Annotated in this window: 17 protein-coding genes; 13 read left to right on the forward strand and 4 right to left on the reverse strand. The window is 49.6% G+C overall.

The window, feature by feature from the left end:
- Positions 1 to 71 precede the first annotated feature (71 nt).
- On the forward strand, positions 72 to 1,553 hold the full coding sequence (locus BN3279_RS03395; protein WP_059049239.1) for a glutamate synthase subunit beta: 1,482 nt from the start codon (positions 72 to 74) through the stop codon (positions 1,551 to 1,553).
- Positions 1,554 to 1,623: 70 nt separating this feature from the next.
- Here BN3279_RS03395 and BN3279_RS03400 read toward each other — a convergent pair whose 3' ends face one another.
- A complete protein-coding gene (locus BN3279_RS03400) occupies positions 1,624 to 2,598 on the reverse strand; it encodes a LuxR family transcriptional regulator (RefSeq protein ID WP_059049240.1) in 975 nt (324 codons plus the stop codon).
- A gap of 293 nt (positions 2,599 to 2,891) precedes the next feature.
- Here BN3279_RS03400 and BN3279_RS03405 point away from each other — a divergent pair, with 293 nt between their 5' ends.
- Positions 2,892 to 4,052: an HD-GYP domain-containing protein gene (locus BN3279_RS03405; RefSeq protein ID WP_082672913.1), complete on the forward strand. Its 1,161-nt coding sequence runs from the start codon at positions 2,892 to 2,894 to the stop codon at positions 4,050 to 4,052.
- A 3-nt stretch (positions 4,053 to 4,055) separates the two neighbouring features.
- Here BN3279_RS03405 and BN3279_RS03410 read toward each other — a convergent pair whose 3' ends face one another.
- Positions 4,056 to 4,511, reverse strand: a complete 456-nt coding sequence (locus BN3279_RS03410) for a TetR/AcrR family transcriptional regulator (protein ID WP_187377729.1) — start codon at positions 4,509 to 4,511, stop codon at positions 4,056 to 4,058.
- 176 nt (positions 4,512 to 4,687) lie between these two features.
- Between BN3279_RS03410 and BN3279_RS03415 the strand changes: the two genes are divergently transcribed.
- Positions 4,688 to 5,671: an alpha/beta hydrolase fold domain-containing protein gene (locus BN3279_RS03415; RefSeq protein WP_187377730.1), complete on the forward strand. Its 984-nt coding sequence runs from the start codon at positions 4,688 to 4,690 to the stop codon at positions 5,669 to 5,671.
- A 94-nt stretch (positions 5,672 to 5,765) separates the two neighbouring features.
- On the opposite strand, the gene BN3279_RS23925 is transcribed toward BN3279_RS03415, so the two are convergent.
- Positions 5,766 to 5,924: a hypothetical protein gene (locus BN3279_RS23925; protein WP_187377731.1), complete on the reverse strand. Its 159-nt coding sequence runs from the start codon at positions 5,922 to 5,924 to the stop codon at positions 5,766 to 5,768.
- Positions 5,925 to 6,145: 221 nt separating this feature from the next.
- On the opposite strand from BN3279_RS23925, the gene BN3279_RS03420 reads away from it, so the two are divergent.
- On the forward strand, positions 6,146 to 6,952 hold the full coding sequence (locus BN3279_RS03420; RefSeq protein WP_059049244.1) for a formate/nitrite transporter family protein: 807 nt from the start codon (positions 6,146 to 6,148) through the stop codon (positions 6,950 to 6,952).
- 50 nt (positions 6,953 to 7,002) lie between these two features.
- On the opposite strand, the gene BN3279_RS03425 is transcribed toward BN3279_RS03420, so the two are convergent.
- On the reverse strand, positions 7,003 to 8,190 hold the full coding sequence (locus tag BN3279_RS03425) for an ROK family transcriptional regulator (protein WP_059049245.1): 1,188 nt from the start codon (positions 8,188 to 8,190) through the stop codon (positions 7,003 to 7,005).
- Positions 8,191 to 8,425: 235 nt separating this feature from the next.
- On the opposite strand from BN3279_RS03425, the gene xylA reads away from it, so the two are divergent.
- The 9 genes from xylA (at position 8,426) to BN3279_RS03470 (ending at position 24,011) form a co-directional block, all read left to right on the forward strand.
- Positions 8,426 to 9,742 (forward strand): xylose isomerase, encoded by a 1,317-nt coding sequence (gene xylA / locus BN3279_RS03430; RefSeq protein WP_059049246.1) that lies wholly within the window; start codon positions 8,426 to 8,428, stop codon positions 9,740 to 9,742.
- Between the two features lie 32 nt (positions 9,743 to 9,774).
- The gene (gene xylB, locus BN3279_RS03435; protein WP_059049247.1) at positions 9,775 to 11,271 is read left to right on the forward strand and encodes a xylulokinase; all 1,497 of its coding nucleotides are present in this window, start codon (positions 9,775 to 9,777) and stop codon (positions 11,269 to 11,271) included.
- 195 nt (positions 11,272 to 11,466) lie between these two features.
- Positions 11,467 to 13,287, forward strand: a complete 1,821-nt coding sequence (locus BN3279_RS03440) for a sensor histidine kinase (protein ID WP_059049248.1) — start codon at positions 11,467 to 11,469, stop codon at positions 13,285 to 13,287.
- Positions 13,280 to 14,794: a response regulator transcription factor gene (locus BN3279_RS03445; protein WP_059049249.1), complete on the forward strand. Its 1,515-nt coding sequence runs from the start codon at positions 13,280 to 13,282 to the stop codon at positions 14,792 to 14,794. The genes BN3279_RS03440 and BN3279_RS03445 overlap by 8 nt, the downstream gene beginning before the upstream one ends.
- Before the next feature lie 145 nt (positions 14,795 to 14,939).
- Positions 14,940 to 16,433, forward strand: coding sequence for an ABC transporter substrate-binding protein (locus BN3279_RS03450; RefSeq protein ID WP_059049250.1), 1,494 nt, complete (start codon positions 14,940 to 14,942; stop codon positions 16,431 to 16,433).
- 82 nt (positions 16,434 to 16,515) lie between these two features.
- A complete protein-coding gene (locus BN3279_RS03455) occupies positions 16,516 to 17,445 on the forward strand; it encodes an ABC transporter permease (protein ID WP_059049251.1) in 930 nt (309 codons plus the stop codon).
- A gap of 23 nt (positions 17,446 to 17,468) precedes the next feature.
- Positions 17,469 to 18,386 (forward strand): carbohydrate ABC transporter permease, encoded by a 918-nt coding sequence (locus tag BN3279_RS03460; protein WP_059049252.1) that lies wholly within the window; start codon positions 17,469 to 17,471, stop codon positions 18,384 to 18,386.
- Between the two features lie 217 nt (positions 18,387 to 18,603).
- Complete coding sequence (locus BN3279_RS03465) at positions 18,604 to 20,904, forward strand: glycoside hydrolase family 3 N-terminal domain-containing protein (protein ID WP_059049253.1); 2,301 nt, start codon at positions 18,604 to 18,606, stop codon at positions 20,902 to 20,904.
- A 5-nt stretch (positions 20,905 to 20,909) separates the two neighbouring features.
- Positions 20,910 to 24,011, forward strand: coding sequence for an alpha-mannosidase (locus BN3279_RS03470; RefSeq protein ID WP_059049254.1), 3,102 nt, complete (start codon positions 20,910 to 20,912; stop codon positions 24,009 to 24,011).
- Positions 24,012 to 24,549: the final 538 nt, after the last annotated feature.

Here is a 24,549-nt window from a genome sequence, read left to right on the forward strand (position 1 = left end):
TATCGGCTATGAGTAGCTTGGTATGCTTGGCAGTGTATGAATAGGCGTGGTGTCGGAATAGGAGGATGCGAGTGGGAAAGGCGACTGGTTTTTTGGAGTATTGTCGAGAGGTACCCGGAGAGATTGAACCGTTGGAGCGCACGAAATCCTGGCAGGAGTTCTCTGTCCCTTTGGAAGAGGATAAGCTAAGAACGCAAGGGGCTCGTTGTATGGATTGCGGCACCCCCTTTTGTCACGTTGGGCGGTTGTTATCCGGGATGGCCTCCGGTTGTCCGCTACACAATCTGATTCCCGAATGGAACGATCTAGTCTATCGTGGAAGCTGGCGTGAGGCGTTGAAGCGGCTCCATAAGACGAACAATTTCCCCGAATTCACCGGACGGGTCTGCCCGGCTCCATGTGAAGGAGCCTGTACGGTTGGCAAGAGTGGATCACCTGTCACAATTAAGAATATCGAGAAGGCAATCATTGATCGCGGATTTGCGGAGGGCTGGATTGAGCCTCAACTTAGAGCGGCATCCACGGGAAAGAAAGTGGCTATCGTTGGCTCTGGCCCTGCAGGCTTGGCTTGTGCAGACCAGTTGAATAAGGCCGGACATAAGGTCACCGTATATGAACGGGCTGATCGCATTGGTGGACTACTCATGTACGGCATCCCTAACATGAAGCTGGACAAATCGGTAGTACAGCGCCGCGTAGACTTGTTGGCCGCCGAGGGCATCCGATTCGTGACAGGGGTAGAGATTGGCAAAGATATCGCAGCAAGTCAGCTTCGTGCAGAGTTCGATGCCGTCATTCTGTGCGGCGGGGCTACGCAAGCTCGGGACTTGAACGTAGAAGGCCGGAACCTCTCTGGAGTTCATCAAGCGATGGAGTTTTTATCCAAAAATACGAAGAGTCTGCTGGATTCGAATTTGAATGATGGGAAATTCCTGTCAGCGAAGGGCAAGCATGTTGTTGTTATCGGCGGTGGGGATACAGGAACTGACTGCGTCGCTACGGCGATCCGTCAAGGCTGTCAAAGTGTCACCCAGTTAGAAATTATGCCAAAGCTTCCTGTAACAAGGCAGCCTGGCAACCCTTGGCCGGAATGGCCGAAGGTGCTGAAGACCGATTATGGTCAAGCTGAAGCGGCTCAGATATTTGGTGAGGACCCAAGAGCATTCCAGACTTCAACGAAGCGTTTGCTGGGGGATGCGCAAGGCCGAGTAATGGGTGTGGAGACCATTCGTGTTGAATGGAAGGAGAATGAGGGCCGATTGTTGCCAGTCGAGGTCCCGGACAGTGTGCAGGTCATTCCGGCTGATATGGTATTACTGGCTTTGGGCTTTACCGGGCCCGAGCAAACCTTGCCAAATCAATTGGGACTGGCAGTGGATAATCGCACCAACATCAAGGCTGAATTAGGCGAATTTCGTACCAATGTGGAAGGGGTCTTCGCTGCGGGGGATATGCGGCGGGGACAAAGCTTGATTGTATGGGCCATACATGAAGGTCGCCAAGCAGCCCGCGAGGTCGATCGATATCTAATGGGCAGCACGCAGCTTCCTTAAGAACACACAGCAACATCAACCGTCCGTTTTGCGGACGGTTTTTTTATTGCCATTTTAATCAGTAGAGAGGTCAATCCATTAATAACTTGAGGAGCTGCGTCCGATTGCTGGCCCCTACCTTTTGCAGAATCGAGCGCATATGCTTCTTAATCGTTACCTCGCTCAGGAACAAGCGCGAGGCGATATCGCGGTTCGTGAGACCCTCTGCGGCCAGGGTGGCTACTTCTTTCTCCCGGTGAGTCAGATCGGTGCGAGCATAGATGACCTCCTTAGGCGTTGGCCTTGCCGCCTCTCCAAATAGAGGCAGCTCGGGGAGCGCTGCGAGCGCGTCCTCCCAAACGTCCGTAGTGGCTGCCTCTTCTCGGCGCTCTTCCTGATACAGGGCGAATAGCCTGAGGGGATGTCCCTCGGTTTGCCGCCAAATCTGGGCAATTTGCTCCGGATTAGAGATACCCATGGCCTGCAGATAAGCCACTACGCTCCTGCGATCCAGGTTGCCTAGCGGCATCCGGTAGATCGAATGCTGCCAGAAATCAGTCTTGGTCCATGAATCGGGCAGGGGGTTGCGGCTGGCTAGTACATGTAGACATTTCCGGCTTATTTGTGCGAAGAAAAATTCCTGCAGCCAATCATCAAGTGGCTCTAAACGCTCATATCCGTCAATAAACAAAATAGAAGGTCCAAACTCGGCCCATCTATTAATGCCCTCCAGGGCAGACCTCACGACAAAATTGGGATTAGAGGAAGGGGGGAGTGTAGCGGATAACCCAAGCTGATGCAGTATTTGTCGACTTAGATCAAATGCTGTCGGATTGCATTGTGTAGCATCCAACACCATCGTTGCGATTCCTTGACGTACAGCTCGCCTTTGGAATTCCTGAATTAGAGTTGTTTTTCCTGAGCCTAAAGGCCCGGTAATGTAGATCATACGCTCCATATAGGCCTGACGACTCAGGAACATTGTGAAAATCTCAAGCTCCCAGTCTCTTCCTACTATGCGTGGAATCTGGGCGGAGCCTGTTGACTCATATGGTTGTATGCACATGCTTCTTCACCCTCAAACTTCCTTTGGATTAACATAATATATTTAGATTATCGTTGCGGACTTATAGCGGATAGTGACTTTTTGTATATATTTGTCGAAATTTGTGGAGGCAAAGTATACTTTCGGATAGTGTCTCAAACCTTTCAATCATGATAAATTTTAAATTGTAGAGAACTATTTTTCTGTGGTCTGGACTACATTTTTAATTTGTTAGGGCAAAGTTGGCATAGGCCAAAGGTCACATTTATTCATGTTGCTGCGTAATCAATTGCATAATTTAATGGGGTGATGCCATGAAAGAGGTTCATGTGCGAATGCTCGAACCAGGAGATGTTTTGGCCGAGCCTATCTTGAATCAACAAGGAATGACCATGCTTGGGGCGGGAACTGCGCTCACAGAGAATCACATTACTCGTCTCAAAAAATTAAGAATTCAGACGGCAATCATTACTACGGTGGATTCACCAGGGGTACAGTTGCCAGGGGAAGCCGGATCTCAGAATGCGGCTAACGCTAACGGCTTACGCTTATCGTTCCTGAATCCTAATGATAAGCAGGAGATGCGGAAGCGGATTCGTAATTCTCTGGTAGGCCTGGCGGATTCGGAGTTTGGCTTCGGACGGCCTTCAACGCCTGAATTGGAACAGCAGTTTCACCGGGTGTTTCGGAGCGTACTGCATGAGATTACAAATCGTCAGGAAGTCATTGACGGCTTGATCTTACTCCACCAAAGCGATCCTTATCTGCTGGATCATTCTTTTCATGTGACGGCTTACTCGGCGATTCTGGGTATTGCCAACCAATATTCCAGCACGCAAATGACGGATTTATGTATAGGAGCCTTGCTATACGATATCGGGATGACAGAACTGCCGACTCATACGTTAAATCGGACGGGGACCTTGACCGAACCAGATCGGGAAGCGATGCTTCGGCATCCGGAGATCGGTTATCGGATGATTCGCGAGATGAAGGGGGTCTCCCCTCGCTCTGCGCTATGTGCACTTCAGCATCACGAACGCTATAACGGCACGGGTTATCCATCCCGGCTCAAGCACGGCGAGATAGACGAATTTGCCGAGATCGTGGCCATAGCGGATACGTATCATGCCTTAATTTCGCGAAGAAATTACCGTCTGGCCTACACCCCCGGCGAAGCCATCGAATATTTGCTGGCCGTGGGCGACCGCTATTTCAGCCTGGATATGATTCAGACTTATCTGCGACATATTAGTATTTATCCTCTTGCGAGCAAGGTGAAGCTGAGCAACGGCCAACTAGGAATCGTCTCCTCACTGGACCCGAGCGTGGTGCATCGTCCCGTGGTCCGAATCATTCAGGAAGCGGATGGCACCGCAGTAGAGAAGCCCTATGAAGTCAACTTGATGCGTACCACCAACCTGGTGATTTCCGGTATAGTCGAAGGCAGCGGCCGAGACGATCCATATATGTAATTTTTATGGGTAATGGATGGTTTGAAGACAGGTCTCGACAAGCTCTTCCAGGGAATCCTGGCAATCCTGCCTCACCCAATGGAAGCATACATTTGAGATGAAGCCAATGAAACCGATTAATTTGAAGGGCTGCTGCCGTGAGGCGGTTATCTGCTTCAAGTAAAAATGGTTTGTCCGGTGAATCATCCCGATATATTGATCATTCATAATCAAAGTTCTTATAAACTTGCGATATTCCTTAATGACCGTGAATAGCTTCGTTAGGAAGATTCGCTTATTGGCGCGAGTGAAGCTCTGGGGCGTATGATCTGCAATAGTTTGCAAGAAGGCATCAAATAATTGAATCAGTATATCCTCCTTGGAGTCGAAATGACGGTAGTAAGTCATTCTCGATACTCCTGATTTGTGGATAATATCTTGTATGGAGATCTCATGCCACGTCTTCTTCTCCAACAACAACAGAAAGGCCTCCTGAATGGAGGCCTTTGAAAGTTGCTTTAGCTCCTCATTGCCCACCTGTGACACATCCTTTCCTTTTGTCCCATCACGCTGTATTCGTATGTTGTTCTGATATCGGGGGTGTTATAATTGTAACACCTCAAGAGGATGCAGTGAAAGAAAGGATTGTGAAGCTCATGCGCAGATGGATGATTCCTGTCGTGCTGGTGGTGCTAATTGCCTGCTGGCTGGGTGGAAGAGCGTTGTACTTTAATCAGGTGGAGCACCGTTCGTATAGAAGTAAAATATTCTCTGATTTGATTGTGCTGAGTGGCAGCAAGAAGACTTTTGCTTCGGAAGAGCTGATGGTGAAGAGTTTGGAAGGGAGGATCGACTCGAAGGAATATGAACTGCCAGATAAGAAATACAAGAGCGAGGTCACGAGCGAACGCTTGGACGATTATGCGGTGTATACGTTTAACGATAAGCAGGACTCGGAACAAACCGTCGTTATTTATGTTCATGGTGGGGCATGGGTTCAGCAACCCCTTTCTTTTCATTGGAAGTTCATTGATAAGCTTGCTCAGGCTACAGATGCGAGGGTTGTCGTACCTATTTATCCGAAGGCGCCGGAGCATACGTTTGAGGAGACTTATGAGCTCTTGCAGAAGCTCTATCAATCTGTACTGGATTCCGTGGATGCCCCGTCACAGATTACGCTCATGGGAGACTCCGCAGGCGGCAACATTATCTTGGGGTTCGGTCAACAATTAGCAGAGGCGGGCATCCCGCAGCCTAAAGATATTGTTGCTCTCTCGCCTACTATGGATTTGTCCTTCCAGAATCCGTTAATCGACGATTATGTGGAGCGTGATCCCATGCTTGCTGTGCCTGGGGCGTTATACGCCGCTAAGAAATGGGCTGGAGATGAAGAGCTCACCAGTCCGCGTATTTCTCCGCTGTTTGGGAATTTTGACAAGGTGGCAAAGGTGACGGTATTTGTCGGTACCTATGAGGGGGGCTATCCCGATAGCGTGTTGTGGGATGAGAAGCTGAACAAGCAGGGGATAGACCATAACTTCTTTGTTTACTCTAAAATGGCCCATGTGTTCCCGTTGTATCCGATCCCGGAGGCGAAGGAGGCTTTTGATCAAATTCTGTCGGTCATGAGCAAAGAATAGCGGGCATTGATACATTTATTAGCCAACAAAGCGTGAGCTTTCCGGATCAGGTCCCGGTGCTCACGCTTTGTTGGCTTGCATAGGCATATATATGCTACTGGCTGACATTGCTTAATTCGGCTTGCTTCGCTTCCAGCTTGCGTATGATTTCCTTTTGCCATTGCAGATCACCCAAGCGGGTCGCGAGGTTCAACAGGTCCAGGTAATCATCGGTATTTAGCCGGGGCAGCTTGCGGGCAGTTAACAATCTCATCGCGTTCGTCTCCTCCGTGCCGATGCTTGTAAAATAGCATCATATAATAATGATAATCATTATCATTATAGTCTTACTTTTATTATGCATATCTCTGGTCCCCTTGTAAATAGATGCAACACCGTTTAATCTAAAATTTGAACATTTATTTCATCTAGGATGTCTAGTCGTGACGCAGGATATGCTAACAGGAATGCAGAACAGCAAGTTAAGGAGGCACTATGGAGACAGAATCGTTGCTAAAGGTCGAGGAATTGGCACTCAAGAAATATAAAGTTTTCAAGCAAAGCCATCTGCGATACATTGCCAGAGCGATGTTGGCCAGTATGTTCATCGGGTTCGGAGTTATTGTTGCGTTCAAGACCGGGAACTACTTCTATCTGGAGAATTCTCCGTTAACGTACCCTATGGCTGCACTAACGTTTGGCGCTGCTATTATTTTGATTGCTTACGGTGGGGGAGATCTTTTCACGGGAAATACATTCTATTATACATACGCCGCCTTGCGGAAGCGATTGAAGTGGGAGGACGTCAGCAAGTTATGGGTGTTCAGCTATGTTGGTAACCTGTTGGGGGCCGGGGCATTTGCTCTTCTGATCTATTCGACCGGCCTGTTCACCGATGCGTCGGTGAACAGCTTCCTGCTTGATGTGGTGGAGCACAAGATGACGACCCCGGCCTCGGAACTATTTTTTCGGGCCATTCTTTGTAATTGGCTGGTGTGTCTGGCCTTCTTCATTCCGATGTCCCTCAAGGGGGATGGGGCTAAGATGTTCGCGATGATGCTGTTCGTCTTCTGCTTCTTCATCTCCGGCTATGAACATAGCATTGCCAACATGTGTACGTTTGCTATTGCGCTGGTATTGAACCATCCGGGGACGATATCGTTCGGTGGCGTGGTGCATAACCTAGTTCCGGTGACCTTCGGCAATTTAGTGGGTGGGGTCCTGCTGATGGGCTTTATGTATTACTTCGTCAATAAACCTTATCTTGACGCTCAGGATCAAGCAGAGAAACTGAAGAAGTGATGGTATATAACAACCCCCTCTGGAATTTTTGGTCCAGAGGGGGTTGCTTGTTAAGAGTTAACTTTAGAAGCAGGCAGAACGTCGGGATCACTCAGGAACATCGTAATTGGCATGGAGGCTGCGCCCAGGGCTGTGGAGCTAGTTCCCAATGTGGCGAAAGCAACAGTTGTTTTCTTACGATGGTACGATAAGCTCCGGTTCTCAATGGTGCGAAGCATCTCGTCCTGCAACAACTCACCTGCCAGTGACAGGCGATTGCCAATCACGATCAGCTCGGGATTCAGGATATTGACCAGGTTGGCTAGTCCGACGCCCAATTGATTGCCGGTATCGTTCATTAAGCGAATGGCCTCAGCATCTCCCTTGCGGGCAAAGGCGATGATATCCTCCAGTCCGGGAACCAAATCGCTCCAAAGCTTGGCGGCGCGGTCCAGCATCGCCTTCTCCGAGGCCAATGTCTCCCAGCAGCCACGGTTACCACAACGGCAGAGCGGGCCATTCTCGGCCACGGTCATATGTCCGACCTCTCCCGAGAAGTTCGACGTCCCCCGGTATAGGGCCCCGTCTACAATGATGCCGGAGCCAATCCCGATTCCGATACTCAGGTAGATCAGGTTTTGGGCTTCGCGCCCGGCGCCATATAGCTTCTCTCCAATGGCACCAGCGTTGGCCTCATTATCAATATGAATATTGGCTCCGAACTCGGGGGCCAAGGCTCCGAGCAAATCAATTTGATTCCAACCTAAATTGGGTGCGGAGATGACTTGGCTCTTCTCGTCTACCAGTCCAGGTACCCCGATCCCGATACCCACAATCCCGTAGGGTGATTCTGGAAGTGACTTGCTGAGCTGGTGGATGGATTGACGGATGTGGTTCAGCACGGTATCAGGGGAGAAGTCGCTTAGTTTTGTCGTTTTCTCCTTCAAGACATTACCCTCCAGGTCTACGAGCACGGCCAGCAAGTCATTGACACGAATATCGATGCCTACTGCGTATCCGGCACTTCGCTCGAACAGGAGCAGCGTAGGTTTGCGCCCACCGCTGGAGGCTCCGGGTCCGATCTCTGTAACCAGGCGACTCTCGATCAGTTCGGATACAAGGGAGGATACGGTTGCCTTGTTCAGGCCGATCGCAGCGGAAATATCAGCCCGCGATAACGGCTGTCGCTGCCGAATAGTATCGAGGACGATAGTTTTATTCATTTTCTTGATAAGCTGCTGATCACCGGTCTTCTTCATAAAATCTCCCTCGTCGGTCCATGTCTGAAAGGCATGGAATTTTTTGTTCTATTCATCATAACACAGGTCATCAAATGCTTGATTAATAACTTAGTTAGTTCACTAGACAAACTAAGTATAACGTGTTACGATCAAAATGCAAACGGCATGCGGCCCTCATACGGCGGGCATGCTACTTGTTAGTGACAGAATGTAAAGGCTTACTTCAATTAAAATCAGGCTGGGAGGATTTAGTGTGAGTTATTTTAAAAACATCAGCAAAATTCAGTATGAAGGTGCAGGTTCCAACAATCCGCTGGCATTTAAACATTATAACGAGAATGAAGTTGTACTCGGTAAATCGATGAAAGAACATCTGCGTTTTGCCGTGGCTTACTGGCATACGCTGACAATGAACGGTAGCGATCCATTTGGTCAAGGCAACATGATTCGTCCTTGGGAAACAGTATCCGGCCTTGATCTGGCCAAAGCTCGCGTTGAAGTTAACTTCGAGTTCCTTGAGAAGCTTGGCGCTCCTTATTTCTGCTTCCATGATGTCGATATCGCTCCAGAAGGCGCAACATTGAAGGAATCCAACGAGAACCTGGATGTAATCGTGGCCAAAATTAAGGAAGGCATGAAAGCCAGCGGCGTGAAATTGCTGTGGAATACGGCTAACATGTTCTCCAATCCACGTTATGTACATGGTGCAGCAACAACTTCCAATGCCGATGTTTTTGCTTATGCAGCGGCGCAAGTGAAGAAGGGTCTGGAGACTGCGGTTGAACTGGGTGCGGAGAACTACGTATTCTGGGGCGGCCGTGAAGGTTATGAATCCTTGCTGAACACGGATATGGGTCTTGAACTGGATAACCTGGCAAGATTCTTCCAAATGGCTATCGACTATGCCAAGGAAATTGGCTTCACTGGTCAATTCCTGATCGAACCAAAACCAAAAGAGCCAACTACACATCAATATGACTTTGACGCAGCGACTACAATTGCTTTCTTGCAAAGATATGGTCTGCAAGACAAGTTCAAATTGAACCTTGAAGCCAACCATGCGACTTTGGCTGGTCATACCTTCGAGCATGAACTGCGCGTAGCTCGTACCAACAATATGCTGGGTTCCGTGGATGCTAACCAAGGCGATCCATTGCTGGGCTGGGATACGGATGAATTCCCTACAGATATGTATGCTGTCACACTGGCTATGTATGAAATCTTGCAAAACGGTGGCATCGGCTCCGGTGGTGTGAACTTTGACGCCAAAGTAAGACGTGGTTCCTTCGAGCCAGAAGACTTGTTCTATGCTCATATTGCCGGGATGGATTCCTTCGCTAGAGGCCTTAAAGTGGCTGGCAAGCTGACGGAAGACAAATTCTTCGAACAACTGCTTGAAGAGCGTTATTCTAGCTTCAAGACAGGTATTGGTGCTGACATCGTATCCGGCAAAGCCAACTTCAAGACGCTGGAAGCTTACGCTTTGCAAAACAGCCAAATCGTCAACAAATCCAATCATCTTGAATTGGTCAAAGCTCGCCTGAACGAATATATCTTCAACACCAAATAAGAGTTGAACCAAGCGCAAGGGAGAGTATCACGATGAAGTATGTAATTGGCATCGACCTCGGAACCAGCTCTGTCAAGACACTGCTGGTCAACCAAAACGGTGATATTGCCGGAGAAGCGACCGCTGCTTACCCGCTCATTCATGAGCGTCCGGGATATAGTGAGCAAGATCCTGAAGAGTGGGTCAAGGGTACCCTGGCTTGTCTACAGCAATTATTGAAGGATAACGGCGTAGCTGCGGATGATATCTCGGGCGTATCCTTCTCCGGGCAGATGCATGGCCTGGTCCTGTTGGATGAGCAGAACAAGGTGCTACGCAATGCCATTCTTTGGAACGACACACGGACAACCAAGCAATGTCGTGATATTGAAGCCAAGCTGGGCGGCAAGCTGCTGGACATTACCCGCAATGCAGCCTTGGAAGGCTTTACGCTACCCAAGATTCTTTGGGTGCAGGAGCATGAGCCGGAACTGTTCGCTAAGGCAGCGCGGTTTGTCTTGCCGAAAGATTATCTGCGTTACCGCATGACAGGCCAAGTACAGATGGAGATCTCTGATGCCGCAGGCACCTTGTTGCTGAATGTACCGGAGGGCTGCTGGAGTGAGGAGATTGCCACCGCCTTTCGGTTACCAGCTAACTTCTGCCCGCCACTGGTCGGTAGTACAGAGGACACGGGTGCCTTACTGCCGGAATTTGCCGCCTTGTCGGGCTTGTCTGCCGGAACCAAGGTATTTGGCGGCGGAGCTGACAATGCTTGCGGAGCCGTGGGAGCAGGGATTGTTCGCCAAGGTGACGCGCTGTGCAGCGTAGGGACATCGGGCGTTGTGCTCACATATGAAGAAGATAAGAATAAAGATTTCGGCGGCAAGGTTCATTTCTTCAACCATGCGCATCCAGGCGCCTTTTATGCGATGGGTGTAACCTTGGCGGCGGGGTACTCACTAAGTTGGTTCAAAGAGTCCTTGGCTCCCGAACTGAGCTTCAATGAACTGCTGGAACCGGTAGGAGACATTGCTCCGGGAGCAGAGGGCCTGTTGTTCACACCTTACCTGGTAGGAGAACGCACCCCACATGCCGATAGCGTAATTCGCGGCAGCTTTATCGGCTTATCCGGAACGCATCGCCGTGAGCATTTGGCGCGCGCCGTAATGGAGGGTATCACGTTCTCCCTGCAAGAATCCTTTGACCTGTTCGCCCAGGCCGGGATTGCCGTTGAACGTGTCATTTCGATCGGCGGTGGCGCGAAGAATCCAACCTGGCTGCAAATGCAGGCTGATATTTTCGGCAAGCCTGTCGTAGCGTTGAAGAATGAGCAAGGCCCAGCCATGGGCGCGGCGATGATGGCGGCCGTAGGCAGCGGCTGGTTCAGCAGCTTGAAGGAATGTGCAGATGCCTTTATTGGCTACGCGGCGACCTATGAACCGATCCCGGTCAATGTTGAGAAATATGCTCGTCTGTTCAAGCTGTACCAGCAAGTATATGCAGCAACTCGTTTATTAAATGAAGGCTTGCAGGAATTCAGAGAGTAGCTTGCAGCATTTCGTATCTCACACACATTCGTTTTGAAAGTGCCTGTTCCCCTGCGGAACAGGCACTTTTTGGGTCCGTAACTATGCTGTGGGCATGGTGTCGACACCTGCTGCCTATTGCCCGATTAGCTTGCTGGATAGTCCACTGTAGGGTATGGGGCATGCTATAATTGGGACAGGTATAGGGGGGAAGTTATGTTCATCCGGAACATTTATCACAACTATTTTAAGAATAATCTGTTCATGCGGATTATTTTATTCTTTTCGATTATTACGATTGTCACGATTATCACCTTCTCTTACTTAATGTTCAAGTTCATGTCCGAACTGGCCGTGGAGAGACAGATGGGCATTCAGAAGCGGGCGATTGAGAGTGTCGGCAACTACATCGGCAACAAATACGGAACCGTACAGGATATGGTGCGAGGACTTTACAGGGATGAGGAATTGGCCAACAACATCACCTATTTCCTCCAGTACCCTTATCAGGACTATGTAAAATATCGGCTGGACCGCTTCTATAGTTCCACCACAGACCCGGTGGCCTATTTCCGTAATCAGGTTGAGGATGATGCAGATATTCGCAGCTTGATGTTATACAGCGCAGAGCAACAGCAACTCTTTGTATACAATGACAACTTTCAATTTAAAGTCATTTCCACAAATGCCGCCCGTTCCTTCATTCCCGACGTCATGTATCAGCAGGAAAATGCCGATGTTGCAGATGCGAACATCTGGGTCCGTCAGGCTGTTGGGCTAAATGACCAGATGATGTATTCCATTCGTGTCCCGGTTAATGACAAGCTATGGTTAAGGAATATAGGACAGTTAATGGTGTTCTTCAACACAGACGGTGTATGGAAGAGCCTTGCACCCTATCAGGAGGACTTGAAAGGCACGATTCTGGTCTTATCCAAGGATGGCGAGGTGTTGTTCGATTCCTCCGGAGAATATTACGGTCAAAAATACCCTTACGCCGAGCAAATCAATAATACGCTTTATAGTGACGGGATGTTGAATGAGACGACAACGATTACGAAGCTGACGCAAAGTCAGGCTGGCTTCACAGTGGTGAGCGTTGTGCCCCAGCAGGAGTTGGCCAAGACCTATCGAGGTTTGCGTAATACGATAGTGACTGTCAGCATCATTTGTATTTTCTTCGCCACGCTAATACCCTCGCTGTTTATCAGTAATTTTGCCAAGCGGACATATGGGATTATCCGGTTTACACGCAAGGTGCGCAGCGGGGATCTTAAGGCGAGAATTGCCGATTCCCGCGAAGATGAGTTGGGCCAGATCTCCAAGAGCTTCAATGACATGCTGGATGAATTGAATATATACATCGACCGCGTGCTGAAGGCTGAGATTAAGCAGCGAAGAACAGAGCAGGCAGCGCTGGAAGCGAGAGTCAATCCGCATTTCCTCTATAATACGTTGGAGGTCATTCGAATGAGAGCCATATCGCAGGGGGCTGCTGATGTGGGAGAAATGATCTATAGCTTGTCGATGTTATTTAAGAGCTACGTGCAGCAGAAGGCCAGATATACACTCAAGGATGAACTGGAAGCCTGTCGTCTCTATCTGGAGTTGTTCCGCATTCGCTACAAGGACAAGTTCGCGTATGAAATATCCTGCGAGAAGGAGATTGAGAACAGCCTGGTGCTGAAAATGTCTTTGCAGCCGATTATAGAGAATTATATCCTGCACGGAATGCGGCCGGAGCGTACGGATAACCGAATTGAGATTAGGGTAGAGCGGCTCCGTGAGGGTGTGCTGCAGGCCATCGTAAAGGACAATGGAAAAGGTATTGAATCGGAAAGACTGGGGCAAATTAATGCTGCCTTGCAGAATCCGGAAATTGTTTCGGATTCGTTCGGGATGCGTAGCATCCATGACCGGTTGAAGTTGCTCTATGGATCTGAGTACGGCTTGGAGGTCCAGAGCGAAATCGGGCAAGGAACAACCGTGGCAGTCAGCTTTCCGGAACTTTGGGAGGAGGAGACAAGCCATGTATAAGGTGTTCTTGGTAGATGATGAACCGTTTATTTTAGAGGGACTCTACGACATTATCGATTGGGCCAAGCTGGGGATGGAGATCGTGGGCCAGGCAGAGAATGGGCTTGCCGCTCTGGAGGCATTGAAGGATCTTCCGGTGGATTTATTGATTACGGATATTTCGATGCCTCGGCTAAGCGGGCTGGACCTAATTCGTCAGGCTAGAGCAATCCATCCTGACCTGAAGGTAATCGTGCTGAGCGGATATGATGACTTTGCTTATTTGAAGGAAGGCATGTCGCTGGGGATTGAGAATTACCTGTTGAAACCCATTAATTTGGAGGAATTCAACGCGACCTTGCACACCGTCACCCAGAAGCTGGATGAGTCCAAGGCCCTGGTTGATGAGCATAGCATTCGCATACTGCGGGACAATGTCATGACCCGCTGGATGCGGCAGCAGATTGGATCGGCCGAGTTCCATGAACGTGCTGAACTGCTGGGGATCACTTTGGACAAGCCCAAGGTGCTAGTTGCGTTGCTTCGGATAGAGGATTCCCCTAAGGCGGCTTACGAAGCGATAGCCGAGCTATTCGCCGGACAACCCCGCATCGTCGTCTTTCAGGACATGGATGGCGACTTGGCTGTCGTGTTTAACATTGACGATACTGTGGAAGGAGCCCGCGACGCAGAGGAAGGCCTGGCTCAAATGAAGCAAACGCTAGAGTCCTACCGTCCTGTACGTATTGCCGCAGGCAGCATCGAAGCAGCGGATAGTCAGGCCTCGGTCAGTTACGCGCATGCGAAGAAGGCGTTGGAATATTTCCTGATCTTCAAGGATCGCGATCTGATTCGATTTGAGGATCTTGGATTAACGGGCGAAGCCCTTGGACCTAGTCTAACGATGGATTGGGACAAATATCCCAAGCTGCTTCTAGCCAGAAATAAAGAGGCGATGGATGAAGCTATTGATGAAGATTTTCATCAATTAGCGACCATGAAGGGAGTCACTCCGGAGCATTTGCAACTTGTGGTGATGGAATGGTTAATTCGCTTCAAGATGCAACTGAAGGAGATTCGCCATACCGAAGAACCGGATGCGTTCAATGAAAGCTTGGCCCGAATCCGCACGGCGGACTCGCTTGAAGTGCTAATTGAATTGATGCAGGAAATTGCCGGGCAAACGATTACGGCGTTGACGCGCGACTTGAAGAGTCCCGTGATCCAGCAGGTGCTCAATACGATTCATACTTCCTACAACGAGGATTTATCGTTAAAGACGCTGGGGGCGTTGTATCATATCCATCCCGTTTATCTGGGGCAGCTTTTCCATAAAGAGGTCGGCGAGTTGTTCACTGAATACATCAACCACTACCGGATTGAGAAGGCGAAGGAACAATTGAGGACCACGCACTTGAAGGTTCATGAAATTGCCCGGAATGTAGGGTACTGGGAGCCGGGTTATTTCTACAAGCAATTCCGCAAGTATGTAGGCGTATCCCCGACGGAATTCAAGGGACTTGTCTAACAGTGTCAAATCAATGTCAAGTCTTGGACGACCTTTCTTTACTTTAGACATGATTTATTAGTTTTCACTTCTATTTGAAAATGCTTTCATCGCTTACAGTATAAATAGTTCTTAAGGTACACATTAAAGGGAGGTTAAATTTACAATGAGCAAAAAGAGAAAAAGCTTTTCTTTGTTGCTGGTTTCCCTGATGGCACTCGCGTTAGTTGTTAGCGCTTGCGGCGGTAACGGAAACAGTGCAACAAACAACTCTTCGGCAGGCGGCAACGGCAAAGGCGAAGCACCTGTCAACCTGATCTGGTACACGATTGGTACTCCGCAAAAAGACGTGGACCGCGTTATGGAAGAAGTTAGCAAATACACCCAAGAAAAAATCAATGCCACAATCACTATGAAGATGGTTGACTGGGGCGATTATCAACAAAAGATGCAAGTTAACGTAGCTTCCGGTGAGCCAATGGATATCCTCTTTACTTCTGCAGGTGGCTTTGACTACGTACAGAACGCAAGAAAAGGCGCATTCATGGAACTGGACGACCTGCTTGAGCAATACGGCAAAGAGTTGAAAGATACCATCGACCCTGCCTTCCTGGAAGGTTCCAAAGTCGACGGCCACAACTATGGTGTTCCGGCTAACAAAGAATTGCCGCAACAAGAAGTATGGCGTTTCAACAAAGGTCTGGTTGACAAGTACAACCTGGACATCACGAACGTTCGCAGCTTGGACAGCATCGAACCATTGCTGAAAACGATCAAAGAAAACGAACCAACGATCACCACTTTCGCTATGGACAAGAACTACGTGCCGTATGTTCCTTACGACTACGTTATCACTAACTTGCCACTGGCTGTAAAGCTGGATACAACAGATTATAAGATCGTTAACATCTTGGAAACACCTGAAATGAAAGAAGCTTTGAGCACGATGCGTAAATACTATCAAGCTGGTTATGTAGCTCCTGAAGCAGCTACTACAGGTTCTACAAGCGACTTGATGACTTCCGGTCAATGGTTCATGGACCGTGCGCAAACTCAACCGTCGGCAGATAACCTCTGGTCTGCAAGTTATGGCTACCCAGTTGTCTCCACACAAGCAAGTGATGCTATTATCACAAACACTTCTGTACAAGGTTCGATCATGGCAATCTCCGCAAACTCTGAGTATCCAGAGAAAGCTATGGAGTTCTTGAACTTGCTGAACACAGATCCTGTACTGCGTAACATGGTTGACTCCGGTATCGAAGGCGTTCACTACAAGAAACTGGATGACACACATTACGAAAACCTGGCTGAATCGAAGAACTATGACATGCCTTCGTATTCCCTGGGTAACAACATGCTGCTTTACTTGAACCCAAGTGATGCTGATGACAAATGGGAACAATTCAAGCAATTTAACGCTGAAGGCGTAAACTCTCCAATCCTGAGCTTCAACTTTGACAGCACGAAGGTAGCAACACAAATGGCTGCGGTTCAAAACGTGAAGGAACAATTCTGGTCCTCGCTGATGACCGGTACGGTAGACCCTGAGTCTTACCTGCCAAAAGCCATCGAAAAATTCAAAGAGGCTGGTCTTGATCAAGTTATGGCCGAAGCCCAAACTCAGCTCGATGCCTGGAGAGCTGAAAACAACAAGTAATAATTAAAGAAATTCGTAAGATCGGGCGGGTGATATGTATCGCCCGATCTTTTTACGTTATTTACTGATAGGAGGGAACAAGGTGACCGCATTCTTTAAGACCCTGATCAAAAACAAAGTCATGCTATTTATGGTACTGCCCGGCGCGCTTTGGTTTTTCTTTTTCTCGTATATGCCGCTCGTGGGTACAATCGTTGCCTTTAAGCAGTATCGCTTTACCAGAGAGGGCTTCTGGGCCAGTATCGTGAAGAGTGAATGGGTGGGCTGGGATAACTTCAAATTCCTGTTCAGCACCAACGATGCTTACCTCATTACACGGAACACATTGTTCTACAACCTGGCATTTATCATCATCGGTCTGGTCCTTTCCGTGGCCATGGCCATATTGTTGTCTGAATTGGTTGGTAAGAAGCTGGCGAAGGTGTACCAAACCGGTATGTTCCTGCCTTATTTCTTATCATGGGTTATTGTTGGATACTTTGCATTCAGCTTCCTGAGCATGGACCGCGGGATGCTTAATCAGGTTTTGGGCTGGTTTGGCGTCGATGCCATACAGTGGTATTCCGAGCCGAAATATTGGCCATACATTCTGATATTTGTCAGCCTGTGGAAGTCAATTGGTTATAACAGCGTCGTGTACCTCGCTTCCATTATGGGGATTGATAAATCCTTATATGAAGCAGCCATGATTGATGGGGCCAGCAAATGGCAGCAAATTAAGGGCATCACGATTCCGATGCTATCCCCGATCATTATCATTATGACGTTGCTCGCTGTAGGTAGAATTTTCTACGCAGACTTTGGTTTGTTCTATCAAGTACCACGGGATTCAGGTACGCTCTATGCGGTTACCAACGTTATTGACACTTACGTATACCGCGGTTTGAAGACAACCGGGGAAATTGGTATGAGTACGGCAGCCGGTCTTTATCAATCGGTAGTAGGTTTTGCCCTCGTCATGATTTCCAACTTTGTTGTGCGCAAAATCGATAAAGACAGTGCCCTATTCTAAAACAGTGAAAGGAGTGTCAAGCTATGGCGGAGGTAATTAAGAAACAGCGGGACTTTCATCAGGTATCCCGCGGGTGGAATTTCATCTTGCATTTAATTGCGGGCATATTTTCCTTTATGTGTGTATTCCCGTTCTTGTTCGTTGTCATCATCTCATTAACTGATGAGAAGACGCTGGCTACGGACGGCTATCGGTTAATTCCGGCCAAGTGGAGCCTGGAAGCGTACCGTTTCGTATTTGAGACAGGGGATACGCTGCTTCGTTCTTACGGCGTTACTATTTTGGTAACAGTAGTTGGTACGATTCTTAGTTTGATTATGATTTCGTTGTACTCCTACGCAATTTCGCGGAAGAGCTTCCCTTATCGGCGCTTCTTCTCCATCTTTGCAATTGTAACGATGTTGTTCAACGGTGGTATGATTCCGACGTACATGGTCGTTTCCCAATTGCTCGGACTGAAGGACACGTTGTGGGCCTTGATTCTGCCGCTCGCTATGAATGCTTTCTACATCATGATTCTACGCACATTCTACAGCACCAGTGTGCCTGAACCGATCATTGAATCGGCGCGCATCGACGGAGCTGGCGATTTCTACATTTTCTTACGCATCGTATTGCCGTTGTCCCTGCCGGGTCTGGCTACGATTGGACTATTCAGCACTTTAGGTTACTGGAACGACTGGTTTAACGCCTTGCTGTATATCGATAAACCAAGCTTGGTACCGTTGCAGTCGATGCTGATGCGGATCGAATCGAGTATTGCGTTCATTCAGCAGAACTCGCAAAACAGCTCGCTTAGCTTAACTGCACTGCAATCCATTCCACAGGATACATCCCGGATGGCGATGGTTGTGCTTGCGACGCTGCCAATTATTTTTGCTTACCCGTTCTTCCAACGTTATTTCGTACAAGGACTTACGGTAGGTGCTGTCAAAGAATAATTTAAGAGGATGTTCAAAAAATCGTCTTTCCAGAACGAAGCAAATCGAGGAGTAGATTCGACAGCGAATCTTGAATTCAGCCGGGCCTTCCGTTGCTCACGTAGATCTGTCTACGCTCCGCTACTCAGTCCCTGGCTTCATCCAACCTTCTTGGTCCTGCTAACCCGATTTTTTGAACTCGCACTAATAGAGGTTGTTAGAAAAGGAGCGAGTATCGATGTTGCTTTACAAGGACAGCACGAAACCCATTCCGGAGCGAGTAAAGCACCTGCTCGATCTGATGACATTGGAAGAGAAGGCTGGCCAGCTTGTTCAGCCGTTCGGCTGGCAGACCTATGAACATATAGATGGAAAAGTTGAATTAACAGAGTTATTTAAGTCACAGGTTGCAAATGGTGGGGTTGGTTCGTTGTATGGCGTTCTTCGCGCCGACCCTTGGACGGGCGTGACGCTTGCGAGCGGCTTGTCGCCACGTCAAGGGGCCGAAGCGGTGAACGCGATTCAACGCTACGCCATAGAGAATTCCCGGCTAGGCATTCCGATTCTGATTGGGGAGGAATGCTCCCACGGTCATATGGCGATTGGGGCAACCGTATATCCGGTGCCTTTGTCCCTAGGTAGCACCTGGAACGTGGATTTATACCGTGAAATGTGTCGGGCTGTGGCCCGTGAGACGCGGAGCCAAGGTGGCGCAGTAACTTATTCGCCGGTGCTCGACGTTGTCCGTGATCCACGGTGGGGGCGGACAGAGGAATGCTTCGGCGAAGACGCGCATCTCATCAGTGAGATGGCGGTGGCTTCAGTGGAAGGGCTGCAAGGCGATCGTCTGGATGGACAAGATAGCGTTGCGGCGACGTTGAAGCATTTTGTCGGTTACGGTAGTTCTGAAGGGGGCCGCAACGCGGGTCCGGCGCATATGGGGCGGCGTGAGCTGCTGGAAGTTGATATGCTGCCGTTTCGCAAGGCGGTAGAGGCCGGTGCGGCTTCAATCATGCCAGCTTACAATGAAATCGACGGTGTGCCTTGCACCACGAATGAAGAATTGCTGGACGATATTCTTCGTGGCGAATGGGGCTTTGACGGCATGGTCATCACCGACTGCGGAGCCATCGATATGCTGGCCTCTGGCCATGACGTAGCCGCTGATGGACAGGATGCTGCCGTTCAAGCTATCCGTGCAGGCATTGATATGGAAATGTCCGGTGAAATGTTCGGCAATCACTTGGTGAATGCCGTTCGCTCCGGGGCGCTGGAGGAAGAAGTGCTGAATCGTGCGGTTGATCGCGTGCTAACGCTGAAATTCCGCCTCGGCTTGTTCGAATCTCCTTATGCTGATCCGGATCGGGCCGAGCAGGTCATTGCCAGCGAAGAGCATGTCGCTTTGGCACGTCAATTGGCCGCAGAAGGCATTGTCTTGCTCAAGAATAGAAATGACATATTGCCGCTTTCGCCGAAGATGGGTAAAATAGCCGTCATCGGACCGAATGCGGATGTAGGCTATAATCAGCTTGGCGATTATACATCGCCACAGCCCAATTCCAAGGTCACGACGGTACTTGGCGGTATTCGTAGTAAGCTTGCGGGCACGCTGGAGCAAGTGTTGTACGCCCCGGGTTGCCGTATCAAAGGAGATTCGCGAGAAGGCTTCGAGTTGGCCTTATCATGCGCTGAGCAAGCTGATACGGTCGTTATGGTCGTTGGTGGCTCAAGTGCCCGCGACTTTGGTGAGGGCAGCATCGATTTGAAGACCGGTGCTTCGAAGGTGACCGGTAATTCGGAAAGCGATATGGATTGTGGTGAAGGCATCGACCGGATGTCACTCTCTCTATCCGGCGTCCAATTGGAGCTGATTCAAGAGGTTCACAAGCTGGGCAAACCATTAATCGTTGTCTACATTAATGGACGGCCTATTGCCGAACCGTGGATCGATGAACATGCGGATGCAATTTTGGAAGCTTGGTATCCAGGACAAGAGGGTGGACATGCAGTGGCCGATATCTTGTTCGGCGACGCAAATCCGTCGGGACGTCTGACCATCTCCATTCCGAAGCATGTCGGACAACTTCCGGTGTACTACAATGGCAAACGCTCACGGGGCAAGCGGTATTTGGAAGCTGATTCGCAGCCGCAATATCCGTTTGGCTTCGGACTTGGATATACCGAATTCGGCTATGCCAAACTGGCAGTCACTCCTGAAATTATCGGGAGAGACGGCGAAGCGAAGGTTACGGTAGAAGTGACGAATATCGGCAGCCGGGCAGGCGCTGAGGTGGTACAGTTGTACCTGACTGACGTGGCCAGTACGGTGACAAGACCAGCGAAAGAACTGAAGGGCTTCCAGAAGGTATTTCTGGAGCCGGGACAATCGCAGGTTGTCGAGTTTGCCGTAGGTCCAGAGCAGTTGCAGTATATCGGCCGGGATTTCAAACCAGTGGTGGAACCGGGAGAATTCCGGGTTCATGTCGGCAAGAACGTAAATGATACGCTGAGCGCCAATTTCTTTGTGCGGGAGGACTAATACTAATGGAACGGATCAAACGTTTTATTCGGGAATTGTCGGAGGCGCAGTGGCTTGAAGTAGCACCGCTGCGGGATTGGGAGATTACGACCTCTACCTATGTGGTTCCTGGAAATTACACAGAAGAGACTTCATACCCGGAAGGCCAGAACTTCGAACGCTTTCCAAGTACGCAAGGTACAACTTATTTCTTTCGTAAGAAGCTGGAGATACCGTCAAGCTGGAATGGCCAGACGGGATTGATATTTGCTTCGATCGGGGAAGGGTTATTGCGCATTAATGGCAAGTCGGCGCAGGGGCTGGATCGTAACCATAGCTTTGTGACCTTGCCTGCGATTGATGATGCCCGGTCGCTTGATTTGGAAATCGAACTGTTTGATCCTATTCCGGAACCGGTAGACCCGCTTAACCATCAGGCCAATATTCAGCCTCCGATTACCCATATCCAAAGTCAATTGGTCTTGGTGAATCAGCCGGCGCAAAGCCTGATGTATGCAGTAACAATCATTCGTGATGCTGCCATACTGTTGCCAGAACAGGATCTTCGGCGTACCCGGTTGATTGAAGCTATATATACCGCGATGGATGCGTTTGTGATGTTAGACAAGCAGGCTGTTCGAGAAGGCCATGCTATTGCTGACATTGAGCAAACTTTAACGAATAGAATCAAAGAAGTCGGCGGCAATGCCGAAGGACTTATTCATATGGTGGGCCAGTCCCACATTGATATCGCTTGGCTGTGGCCAACTCGGGAGACGGTGCGTAAAGCCAGTCGGACCTTCTCTACGGTGGACGCGCTGATGCGTGAATATCCGGAATACCGTTATGCCCAGAGCCAACCGCAATTATTTGCTTATTTGAAGGATAATGATCCTGAATTATATGAACGAGTGAAGGAACGCATTAAGGAAGGCCGTTGGGAACTGGTCGGCGGGATGTGGGTCGAACCGGACCTTAACCTGCCAAGTGGCGAGTCGTTGATGCGGCAAATGCTGTATGGTCAACGCTTCTATCAGGAAGAGTTCGGACAAACCTCGGAGATCGAGTGGTTGCCTGATACGTTTGGCTATTGCGCTTCCCTGCCGCAGATTTTGAAGCACGGGAATATCCGCTACTTCATGACGACGAAGCTGGGTTGGAACGACACCAACTTATTCCCATACGACCTGTTCCATTGGGTAGGTATCGACGGAACGCCGATGCTGTCCTATCTGAACCATGGTGTGAACGAGAATACACTGCCGAAGGATGTTCATGATCATTGGCAGTCCTACCGGGAGAAGGCCGTTCACCCTGAGCAAATGCTGCTGTACGGGCATGGTGATGGCGGCGGCGGGGTTACCCGCGAGATGCTGGAGTATATCAATCGTGCTGAGCTAATGGTAGGTCAGCCGTCGAGTGCTTATAGCACAGCGACCGACTTCTTTGCCGGAATTGATGCGGCGCAGCCGAAGCTGCCTTCATGGCACGGAGATCTGTACCTTGAATTACACCGGGGGACATATACAACTCACGGACGTAACAAACGCAGCAACCGTAAGGCAGAGATTCTGTACCGTGAAGCGGAGATTTGGAGCGCATTGTCGGCTCCTGCCGTATCTGCAGAGCGGCAGCGTGAGGTTCAGTCCACATTGCAGGACGGCTGGAAGCTGATTCTCCTGAATCAGTTCCATGATATTATTCCAGGTTCGGCGATTACGGAATCTTATGTGACGTCCTTGAAAGAATATGAGGATGTCTTTGAAAAAGGTTATGCCGGACTCAGTCACGGCCTTGAGGCGTTAGCCGGACAGATCGCGACGAAGGGCGACGGCGTGCCATATATTATGTTCAACAGTCTCGGCTGGTCTCGCGACCTGGTTGCTGAGCTGCGCGGTGCTGACGTAAGCGGCGGCGTGATGGCTTATGACGACAAGGGAGCGAAGCTTGAACTGGATGTGCTTCCGGGAACGGATGGCTTAGCGGTTTGGGTACGCGTACCAGAAGTTCCGGCCTTCGGTTACAAAACGATTTGGCTGCGGAGTGAAGCGACTGCTGAGAAGACTGGAGCAGTTGAAGCCGGGCAAGCAGTTCCTGGTGAGTGGGAAACTGAGTTCTACCGCCTAACCTTTAATGATCGCGGGGAAATTGTCAGCCTTTGGGATAAACAAGCAAACCGTGAAATCGTCAAAGCCGAAGAAGCGGCGAATCGTTTCCACTTCTTCCATGATCGTCCGACATTATGGGATGCCTGGGACATTGATACCCGTTATGAGCAACAACCGGCCGGAGAAGCGAAGCTGCTGGAGAGCCGTGTTGTGGCAAGAGGAGCGGTTAAGGATGTGCTGCGGTTCCGCTGGAGCGTAGGGCAATCGGAGATTGAGCAGGACTTGATTCTGTATCATTATGATCGTCGTATTGATTTCCAAACGAAGGTGAACTGGAACGAAAATCACAAGCTGCTGAAGGTTGGCTTCCCGATTGACGTGGTTACCGACAAGGCTACTTATGAAATTCCGTTTGGTGCACTGGAACGTCCTACGCATCGCAACACAAGCTGGGAGCAGGCTCAGTACGAAGTATGCGGACATCGGTTCGCCGACGTATCCGAACGTGGTTACGGCGTCAGCGTGCTGAATGATTGCAAGTACGGCTACGATGTTCAAGGCAGCACGATTCGTCTATCCTTGCTGCGGGCACCAAAATGGCCAGACATGACGGCCGACCTGGGCGAGCATGAATTTACGTATTCACTGTTCCCGCACGAAGGCGATTGGCAAGCGGCCCATACGGTCCGTGCAGCCGCTGAACTGAATCATGAAGCAGCGGTCCTGGCGACTCGGGCTCATGAAGGTTCGTTGCCTGCGGTACATGCGTTGCTGGGCTTTGCCAGCCAGCATGTCGTGCTGGATACAGTTAAGCCAGCCGAGGACGGCGATGGCGTAGTTCTGCGCTTCTACGAGTCGACTGGCGGTCGTGAGCGCGTAGAGTTAACCTGGAACTTGCCGTTCCAGTCAGCGGTTCTATCCAATGCGCTTGAGCAAGAGCTCGAGCCTGTGAATGCCGAAGGCGGCGTGATCACATTGGATTTTGCCCCATATGAAATCAAGACTTTGAAGATCAAGTAATTATGACTCTCACGTGGCTGTGATCATCCGGCCATCCGAGAGCAGAGTCTAACCTAGCAAAAATGTCTCCCGTTAATATGAGCTTTAAATAACGGGAGACATTCTTGCGAACTTTAAGAGGTTGTTCAAAAAGTCGTCTTCCCAAGACGAAGCGGTTCAAGGAGTGGATTCGACATCGAATCTTGAATTCAGCCGGGACTTCCGGTGCTCACGTACCCACTACGTACGCTCCGCTCCTCAGTCCCTAGCTTCATCCAACTCAAGCGTTTTGAAAAAACGCACATCGAAAGCATACGCTTTGGTCCTGAAAACCCGACTTTTTGAACACACACTTTAAGAATTGTGGTGAACCCGTTGCCGGAGAGCCGATATGGAGCTGGAGCAGCGAAGCGGTCGCCTTTAAACCCGGATTTTTACCTTTTCAGGTTAAAATGCTTCAAAAAATTCGGGTTTAACAGCGAGTGGAAGCCCATATCGGCCGCAGGCCCCATGGTTCCCCACACTTCTTACATCGCCTAATAAAGGAGAGAACCATCAC

It is taken from the genome of Paenibacillus senegalimassiliensis (assembly GCF_001486585.1).
GTDB lineage: Bacteria > Bacillota > Bacilli > Paenibacillales > Paenibacillaceae > Fontibacillus > Fontibacillus senegalimassiliensis.